This window comes from Stenotrophomonas pictorum JCM 9942 (genome assembly GCF_001310775.1).
Lineage (GTDB): Bacteria > Pseudomonadota > Gammaproteobacteria > Xanthomonadales > Xanthomonadaceae > Stenotrophomonas > Stenotrophomonas pictorum.
This window is the reverse complement of the sequence record NZ_BAZI01000079.1, coordinates 1-9,531: the sequence shown is the minus strand read 5'-3', so window position 1 is coordinate 9,531 and position 9,531 is coordinate 1. Positions and strand designations below refer to the sequence as shown.

At 65.6% G+C, this 9,531-nt stretch carries 2 protein-coding genes and 3 pseudogenes; 4 read left to right on the top strand and 1 reads right to left on the bottom strand.

The window, feature by feature from the left end; translation table 11 throughout:
- Positions 1-86 precede the first annotated feature (86 nt).
- Complete coding sequence (locus JCM9942_RS06260) at positions 87-3,251, top strand: multidrug efflux RND transporter permease subunit (RefSeq protein WP_054658488.1); 3,165 nt, start codon at positions 87-89, stop codon at positions 3,249-3,251.
- Positions 3,252-3,368: 117 nt separating this feature from the next.
- On the opposite strand, the pseudogene JCM9942_RS06255 reads toward JCM9942_RS06260, so the two are convergent.
- Positions 3,369-4,547, bottom strand: a pseudogene (locus JCM9942_RS06255) (acyl-CoA dehydrogenase family protein).
- A 96-nt stretch (positions 4,548-4,643) separates the two neighbouring features.
- Between JCM9942_RS06255 and JCM9942_RS06250 the strand changes: the two are divergent.
- The 3 genes and pseudogenes from JCM9942_RS06250 to metH all read left to right on the top strand — a co-directional run bounded on the left by JCM9942_RS06250 (position 4,644) and on the right by metH (position 9,354).
- A pseudogene (locus tag JCM9942_RS06250) lies at positions 4,644-5,572 on the top strand (ArsR/SmtB family transcription factor).
- Positions 5,573-5,597: 25 nt separating this feature from the next.
- Positions 5,598-6,676: pseudogene (locus JCM9942_RS06245) on the top strand (homocysteine S-methyltransferase family protein).
- The gene (gene metH / locus JCM9942_RS06240; protein WP_054658486.1) at positions 6,673-9,354 is read left to right on the top strand and encodes a methionine synthase; all 2,682 of its coding nucleotides are present in this window, start codon (positions 6,673-6,675) and stop codon (positions 9,352-9,354) included. The pseudogene JCM9942_RS06245 and the gene metH overlap by 4 nt, the downstream one beginning before the upstream one ends.
- Positions 9,355-9,531 lie beyond the last annotated feature (177 nt).

Sequence of the window (9,531 nt, the reverse complement as noted above, 5' to 3'; positions counted from 1 at the left end):
CCCCGTGGCAAGCCCAGGCTGCTGCCGCACCGGCCGCCGGCGCGCCGGCACCGGCGACGGAAAAGAAGAACTAACGGGACACCGCCATGCCTAAATTTTTCATCGATCACCCGGTATTCGCCTGGGTGGTGGCCATTCTGATCTCGCTGGGCGGTGTGATCTCGATCCTGAATCTGGGTATCGAGTCCTACCCCAGCGTGGCGCCGCCCCAGGTCACCGTTTCTGCCACCTACCCTGGCGCCAGCGCCTCCACGGCCGAAAAATCGGTCACCCAGGTCATCGAGCAGCAGCTGACCGGTATCGACAACCTGGTCTACTTCAACTCGTCGTCCTCCTCGTCCGGCCGGGTGACCATCACCCTGACCTTCGACAGCGGCACCGACGCCGACATCGCCCAGGTGCAGGTGCAGAACAAGGTGGCGCTGGCCACCCCGCGCCTGCCCTCGGAAGTGACCAAGCAGGGCGTGGTCGTCGCCAAGGCCAACGCCGGCTTCCTGATGGCCATCGGCGTGCGCTCCGATGACGGCAGCGTCGATCGCGACGCGCTCAACGACATCGTCGGTGCCCGCGTGCTGGAGCAGATCTCCCGCGTCCCGGGCGTCGGCAGCACCCAGCAGTTCGGCTCCGAGTACGCCATGCGCATCTGGCTCAACCCGGAGAAGCTGCAGGGCTACAACCTCTCCGCCACCGACGTCTACAACGCCATCGGTACCCAGAACCTGCAGTTCGCAGCCGGCTCGGTGGGCGGCGACCCGGCTCCCAACGGCCAGGCGTTCACCGCCACGGTAGCCGCCGAAGGCCGCTACACCTCGCCCGAAGAGTTCGAGAACACCATCCTGCGGGCCAATGTCGACGGCAGCGTGGTCAAGCTCAAGGACGTCGCCCGGGTGGCCTTTGGTGCGTCCAACTACGGCTTTGATACCAAGTACAACGGCAAGCCCGTCGCGGCCTTCGCCATCCAGCTGCTGCCCGGCGCCAATGCGCTGGACGTATCTGAAGCGGTGACCGCCAAGATGGACGAGCTGGCGCCCAGCTTCCCGCCGGGCGTGAGCTGGTTCACCCCGTTCGACAGCACCACCTTCGTCAAGATCTCGATCAAGGAAGTGGTCCACACCCTGATCGAAGCCATCGTGCTGGTGTTCCTGGTGATGCTGATCTTCCTGCAGAACTTCCGCGCGACGATCATCCCGACCCTGGTCATTCCGGTGGCCCTGCTTGGCACCTTCATGGGCATGCTGATGGTGGGCTTCACCATCAACCAGCTGACCCTGTTTGCGATGGTGCTGGCGATCGGCATCGTGGTCGATGATGCGATCGTGGTGGTGGAAAACGTCGAACGCATCATGACCGAGGAGGGACTGGCGCCCAAGGCGGCCACGCAGAAGGCCATGAGCCAGATCACCGGTGCGGTGGTCGCGATCACCGTGGTGCTGGCTGCCGTGTTCATCCCCAGCGCGATGCAGCCCGGCGCGTCGGGCGAGATCTACAAGCAGTTCGCGCTCACCATCGCCATCTCGATGGGCTTCTCCGCCCTGCTCGCCCTGAGCTTCACCCCGGCCTTGTGTGCGGCGTTCCTGCTGCCGACCCACAACGACAAGCCGAACTGGATCTACCGCACGTTCAACAAGTACTACGGCAAGCTGGAGCACCGCTACGTCGGCATGGTCGGCGGCGTGATCAAGCGCGCGCCGCGCTGGATGATGGTGTTCGGCCTGCTGGTGGTGCTGTGTGGCTTCCTGTTCACCCGCCTGCCGGGCAGCTTCCTGCCCGAGGAAGACCAGGGCTACGCGCTGGCCATCGTGCAGCTGCCGCCGGGTGCGACCAAGACCCGCACCAGCGCCGTGTTCGAACAGCTGCTGGGCACCATGCAGAACGAAGACGCCTTCGAAGGCATGATGCAGATCACCGGCTTCAGCTTCCTGGGCCAGGGCGAGAACGTCGGCATGGCGTTCATCCGCCTCAAGGACTGGAGCGAGCGCAAAGAGACCGCGCCGGAGTTCATCCAGGCCATGAACCGGAAGGCCTACGGCATCAAGGATGCGCAGATCTTCTTCGTCAACCTGCCGACCGTGCAGGGTCTGGGCCAGTTCGGCGGTTTCGACATGTGGCTGCAGGACCGTGCCGGTGCCGGCCAGGATGCGCTGATGGAGGCACGCAACACCCTGCTGGGTGCCGCCTCGCAGAACCAGTCGCTGGTGGGCGTGCGCCCCAACACCCTGGAAAACTCGCCGCAGCTGCAGTTGAAGGTGGACCGCATCAAGGCCCAGACCATGGGCGTGTCGGTCAACGACGTCTACACCGCCATCCAGATGATGCTGGCACCGGTGTATGTCAACGACTTCTTCTATGGCGGCCGCATCAAGCGGGTCAACATGCAGGCCGATGCGGCCTACCGCACCGGTCCGGAATCACTGAACAGCTACTTCGTACCGAGCTCGCTGAGCAAGGACGCCACCGGCCAGCCGGCGATGATCCCGCTCAGTGCGGTGGTCAAGTCCGAGTGGATCTACGCCCCGCCGGCGCTGAACCGCTACAACGGCTATTCGGCGGTCAATATCGTCGGCTCGCCGGCCCCGGGAACCAGCTCCGGCCAGGCCATGACCACGATGGAGAACCTGGTGCGCGACGACCTCCCGGCAGGCTTCGGCTTTGACTGGAGCGGCATGTCCTACCAGGAAATCCTGGCCGGCAACGCCGCGACGCTGCTGATGGTGCTGTCGATCGTGGTGGTGTTCCTGTGCCTGGCCGCACTCTACGAGAGCTGGTCGATCCCGGTTTCGGTGCTGCTGGTGGTGCCGATCGGCATCCTCGGCGCGGTGGTGTTCTCGCTGATGCGCGGCCTGCCCAATGATCTGTACTTCAAGATCGGCATGGTCACGGTGATCGGTCTGGCGGCGAAGAACGCGATCCTGATCGTGGAGTTCGCGGTCGAGCAGCGGGCGCTGGGCAAGACCCTGCGCGAGGCCACCATCGAAGCGGCGCACCTGCGCTTCCGCCCGATCCTGATGACCTCGTTCGCCTTCATCCTGGGCGTGCTGCCGATGGCCATCTCCACCGGTGCCGGCGCCAATGCGCGCCACTCGCTGGGTACCGGCGTAATCGGCGGCATGCTGTTCGCCACCGCCATCGGCGTACTGCTGATTCCACTGTTCTTCGTGACGGTACGCCGCGTCCTGGGCGACAAGCTCGATGAGAAGTCCAAGGCGTATCTGGACCAGCACCAGGCGCGTGCCGCCAAGGAAGACCGGTAAGCCCGGGGCCGTGGATGGCGCCCGATCGCGCCATCCACCGGTGCCCCCGGACATAGCCACCAATGAAAAGCCCCGGCATTGCCGGGGCTTTTTCTGTTCCGCTGCAGGCCGCAGGACTCAGCGCAGGCCGGTCTCGTTGCGGGCGATGACCATCCGCTGGATTTCCGAGGTGCCTTCGTAGATCTCGGTGATCTTGGCATCGCGGAAGTAGCGTTCCAGCGGCATTTCCTTGGAATACCCCATGCCGCCGTGGATCTGCACCGCCTGGTGGGCGATCCACATCGCCGCCTCCGACGCGGTCAGCTTGGCGACCGCCGCCTCGGTGGAGAAGCGTTTGCCTTGCAACTTGACCCACGCCGCGCGCAGCGTCAGCAACATCGCCGCATCCAGCTTGCACTTCATGTCGGCGATCTTGGCCTGGACCATCTGGAAGGTGCCGATCGGCGCACCGAAGGATTTGCGCTCCTGCACATAGGCCAGCGAGGCCTCGTAGGCGGCACGGGCGATGCCCACGGCCTGCGAGGCGATGCCGATACGACCCCCGTCCAGCAGGCTCATCGCGATCTTGAACCCCTGGCCTTCCTGGCCGATCACCTCGTCGGCAGTGGCCACGTAGTCCTGGAACTCGATCTCGCAGGTTGCCGAGGCGCGCACGCCCAGCTTCGGCTCGGTCTTGCCGCGACCGAAGCCCGGCTTGGTGGTGTCGATCATGAACGCGGTGATGCCACGGGCGCCCTGTTCCGGATCGGTCATCGCAAACAGCACGATGTAGCGCGCCACCGGGCCGGAGGTGATCCAGCTCTTCTGGCCGTTGATCACGAACGAGCCGTCGGCCTGCTTCACGGCTCGGCAGCGCATCGCCGTGGCATCGGAGCCGGACTGCGATTCGGTCAACGCGAAGGCGCCGATCTCACGGCCTTCGGCAATGGCACGCACGTACAGCTGCTTCTGCGCCTCGGTGCCGTAGGCCAGCACCGCATTGCAGAACAGCGAGTTGTTGACCGACATGATGGTGGCGTGGGCGGCATCGGCGGCCGACACCTCCACGATGGCCAGCACGCTGGAGATCGGTCCATGCCCGAGCCGCCGTACTCGACCGGCACCTCGATGCCCATCAGGCCGTTCTCGCCGAGCAGGCGGATGTTCTCCAGCGGGTACTCGCCGGTGGCATCGAAATGCTCGGCACTGGGGGCGATCTTCTCTTTGGCGATGCGGCGCGCGACATCCTGCAGCATCAATTGTTCGTCGGAAAAACTGAAGTCCACTACACCCCTCCCAGGGCTCACGAGGTTGCAATTGTAACCATCGCGCCCGGTTGCGGCCTATGCCTCGCCTTGACCCTGCCCCCGCGGAGAGGAGAAAATATCTCTATATCGCGATAGGTAGATATTTATGGATCTAGAAGACTGGTCGACCCGTCTGAAAGTGTTCGCCGATGCGACGCGCGTGCGTCTGCTGACGCTGCTGGAACAGGAAGAACTGACCGTGGCCGAGCTGTCGGCCATCACCACACTGGCGCAGCGCGGGTCTCGACCCATCTGGCGCGCCTGAAGGAAGCCGGGCTGGTGCGCGACCGCCGCGCCGGGGTCTCGGCCTATTACCGCTTCGACGAGGCCGCGCTGGATCCGGCGCAGCGCGCATTGTGGCATGCCCTGAGCACCGGCAGCGATGATCCGTTGCTGCGCCAGGATGCGGAACGGGTGCCTGCGGTGCTGGCCATGCGCGCCGCCGACCAGAACTGGGCCGACAGTGTGGCCGGCGACATGGAGCGCCATTACTCGCCTGGCCGCACCTGGGAAGCGCTGGCGCGCAGCGCGCTGCCGCTGCTGGAAACCGGTGACGTGCTCGATATCGCCTCCGGCGACGGCGTGCTGGCCGAACTGCTGGCGCCGCACGCGCAGCGTTATGTCTGCATCGACACCAGCGCCCGCGTGGTCGCCGCCGCCAGCGAGCGCCTGCGCAAGCTGGCCAACGTCGAAGTGCTCGAAGGCGACATGCACAAACTGCCTTTCGAGGACGGCAGCTTTGATCTGGTGGTGCTGATGCACGCGCTGACCTACGCCAGCCAGCCGGCCAAGGCCGTGGCCGAATGCGCCCGGGTCGTGCGTCCTGGCGGCCGGCTGATGCTGTGCAGCCTGGCCCGGCACGAGCACAAGGCGGCGGTGGAGGCCTACGGCCACGTCAATCTCGGCTTCACCGACAAGGAACTGCGCAAGTTCGTCGAAAAGGCCGGACTGGAAGTCTCCAGCCTGGAAACCGTGACCCGCGAGAAGCGCCCGCCGCATTTCGAAGTCATCTCCCTGATCGCCCACAAACCCTGATCACGTCACAGCGAGTCCCCACGCCATGCGTTCCCTCCCCTGGCTCCATCCCGAGCGTGTCGCCAAACTGCTGCAGGCACTTGAGCAGCGCATCCTGATCATCGACGGTGCCATGGGCACGATGATCCAGCGCCACCGTCTGGAAGAAGGCGACTACCGCGGTGAGCGCTTCGCGGGGGGCTTCGACAGCCAGCACGCGCATGGCCCGGGCTGCGAACACGACCTGAAAGGCAACAACGACCTGCTGCTGCTGACCCGGCCTGAAGTGATCGCCGGCATCCACACCGCCTACCTGGAAGCCGGCGCGGACCTGCTGGAAACCAACACCTTCAACGCCACCGCCGTCAGCCAGGCCGACTATCACCTGGAGCACCTGGTCTACGAGTTGAACAAGGCCGGCGCGCAGGTCGCGCGCCAGTGCTGCGATGCCATCGAGGCGACCACGCCGGACAAGCCGCGCTTTGTGATCGGTGTGCTCGGCCCGACCAGCCGCACCGCCTCGATCAGCCCCAATGTCAACGACCCGGGTTTCCGCAACACCAGCTTCGACGAGTTGCGCGGTACCTACCGCGAGGCCATCGAAGGCTGATCGACGGTGGCGCCGACACGCTGATGGTGGAAACCATCTTCGACACGCTCAACGCCAAGGCCGCGCTGTTCGCGATCGAGGAAGTGTTCGAGGCGCGCGGCGGCCGCCTGCCGGTCATGATCTCCGGCACCATCACCGATGCCTCCGGACGCACCCTGTCCGGGCAGACGGCCGAGGCGTTCTATGCCTCGGTCGCGCACGGCCAGCCGCTGTCGATCGGCTTCAACTGCGCGCTCGGCGCCACCGACATGCGCCCGCATGTGGAAACCCTGGCGCAGATCGCCACCGGCTATGTCAGCGCGCACCCCAACGCGGGCCTGCCCAACGCCTTTGGCGAATACGACGAGACCCCGGAAGAAATGGCCACCACGCTCAAGGAGTTCGCCCAGTCCGGGCTGCTGAACCTGGTGGGCGGCTGCTGCGGCACCTCGCCGGAGCATATCCGCGCCATCGCCGCTGCAGTGGCCGGGCTCCCCCCGCGTGCGCTGCCGTCGCGGCAGGAGCAGGCGGCATGAGCCATCCGCCGTATACCCGGCTGTCGGGACTGGAACCGCTGGTCATCACCCCGGACCTGCTGTTCATCAACGTCGGTGAGCGTACCAACGTCACCGGCAGCGCCCAGTTCCGCAAGCTGATCAAGGAAGAGCGTTACGAGGAAGCGGTCGAGGTTGCCCGCCAGCAGGTCGCCAGCGGCGCGCAGATCCTCGACGTGAACATGGACGAGGGTCTGATCGACTCCGAGAAAGCGATGACCCGCTATCTCAACCTGATCATGTCCGAGCCGGACATCGCCCGCATTCCGGTGATGGTCGACTCCTCCAAGTGGAGCGTGATCGAGGCCGGGCTCAAATGCCTGCAGGGCAAGAGCGTGGTCAATTCGATCTCGCTGAAGGAAGGCGAAGCGGCGTTCATCGAACACGCCCGGCTGGTGCGCCGCTACGGCGCCGCCGCGGTGGTGATGGCGTTCGACGAAGTCGGCCAGGCCGACACCTGCGCGCGCAAGGTGGAAATCTGCACGCGCGCCTACCGCATCCTCACCGAAGACGTGGGCTTCCCGCCCGAAGACATCATCTTCGATCCGAACATCTTTGCCGTGGCCACCGGCATCGAGGAGCACGACAACTACGCGGTCGACTTCATCGAAGCCACCCGCATCATCAAGCGGACCCTGCCGCACTGCCATGTCTCCGGCGGCGTGTCGAACGTATCGTTCTCCTTCCGTGGCAACGAGACCGTGCGCCAGGCGATCCACTCGGTGTTCCTGTACCACGCCATCAGGGCCGGCATGGACATGGGCATCGTCAACGCCGGTGCGATGCCGATCTACGACGATCTGGACCCGGAACTGCGCGAGCGCGTGGAGGATGTGATCCTCAACCGGAGCAGCGACGGTACCGAACGGCTGCTGGAAATCGCCGAGCGCTACAAAGGCAGGAAGGGCGAGAAGAAGGTGGAGGACCTGGCCTGGCGTGACACGCCGGTGCGCGAGCGCCTGGCCCATGCCCTGGTGCATGGCCTGGACGCCTGGGTGGAGGAAGATACCGAAGACGCCCGCCAGCAATCCACCCGCCCGCTGGATGTGATCGAAGGCCCGCTGATGGATGGCATGAACGTGGTCGGGGACCTGTTCGGCGCCGGCAAGATGTTCCTGCCGCAGGTGGTCAAATCCGCCCGTGTGATGAAAAAGGCCGTGGCCTACCTGCTGCCGTATATCGAGGCGGAGAAGGCGCGCACCGGCGATACCGCAAAGTCCAATGGCAAGATCATCATGGCCACGGTCAAGGGTGACGTGCACGATATCGGCAAGAACATCGTCGGCGTAGTGCTTGCCTGCAACAACTTCGAGGTCGTGGACCTGGGCGTGATGGTGCCGGCGCAGAAGATTCTCGATGCCGCCCGTGAGCATCAGGCCGACATCATCGGCCTGTCCGGGCTGATCACCCCGTCACTGGAGGAGATGAGCCACGTCGCCCGGGAAATGCAGCGCCAGGGCTTCGAGCTGCCGCTGCTGATTGGTGGCGCCACCACCTCGCGCGCGCACACCGCGCTGAAGATCGATCCGTTCTACAACGCGCCGACGGTGTGGGTGAAGGACGCCTCGCGCGCGGTCGGCGTGGCCCAGTCGCTGATCTCGCGCGAACTGCGCGACAGTTTCGTCGCCGCCAATGACGCCGACTACGCCGATATCCGCCAGCGCCACCGCAACCGCGGCGACGCCAAGCGGCTGGTGTCGCTGGAGCACGCCCGCGGCCAGCGTTTCCAGTGCGACTGGCAACAGTACGAACCAGCGGTGCCGGCGCAGCCCGGTATCCACGTGTTCGACGACTACCCGCTGGAGGACCTGCTGCCGGTCATCGACTGGACGCCGTTCTTCCAGGCCTGGGAGCTGGCCGGCAAGTTCCCGGCCATCCTCACCGACGAGGTCGTCGGCCCGCAGGCCAGCGACCTGTACCGCGATGCCCGCGCCATGCTGGAGCGGATCATCAGTGAGAAGTGGCTGACCGCCCGCGCGGTGTTCGGCCTGTGGCCGGCCAACAGCCGCGGCGACGATGTGATCGTCCACAACGCCGAACAACCCACCACCCTGCACTTCCTGCGCCAGCAGGTGGACAAGCCGGCCGAGCGCCCGGATTTCTGCCTTGCCGACTTTATCGCCCCGGAAACCAGTGGCCGGCAGGACTGGATCGGCGCCTTCGCGGTCACCGCCGGCATCGGTATCGAGCCGCACGTGGCCCGCTTCGAGGCCGATCACGACGACTACAACGCGATCCTGCTCAAGGCCCTGGCTGACCGTCTGGCCGAAGCGCTGGCCGAGCGCCTGCACCAGCGTGTACGTACCGAATTCTGGGGCTATGACCGCCACGAGCAGCTCGACAACGAGGCCCTGATCGCCGAGAAGTACCGCGGCATCCGCCCGGCTCCTGGCTATCCGGCCTGCCCGGAGCACAGCGAGAAGCAGACCCTGTTCGCGATGCTCGGCGCCGAAGGGATCGGCATGTCGCTGACTGAAAGCTTCGCCATGCTGCCGACCGCCGCGGTATCGGGCTACTACTTCAGCCACCCGCAGAGCCAGTATTTCGTGGTGGGCCGTGTATCCAAGGAGCAGGTCAACGATTACGCCAGGCGCAAGGGCGTGGAGCGGGCGCAGGTGGAAAGGTGGTTGGCCTCCAACCTGGACTACGACCCCGAATGAGGCTTGGCGTCCTGCGTCCCTGCAGGGCGCAGGGCGCCTCCATTGGATGACCGGCGGCGCGGCGGCTCCGCAGGCCGCCCCTAGTCCTGCTCCTGGCCCAGCATCCGGATCAGCCGCGCCGCCAGTGCCTTGACCTCTGGCCCGGCGGAGGGACGGTGCAGCAGCGACCCGCTGATG

Coding starts and splice junctions, on each gene's coding strand:
- JCM9942_RS06260 (WP_054658488.1), top strand. CDS start 87: ATGCCTAAATTTTTCATCGATCACCCGGTATTCGCCTGGGTGGTGGCC.
- metH (WP_054658486.1), top strand. CDS start 6,673: ATGAGCCATCCGCCGTATACCCGGCTGTCGGGACTGGAACCGCTGGTC.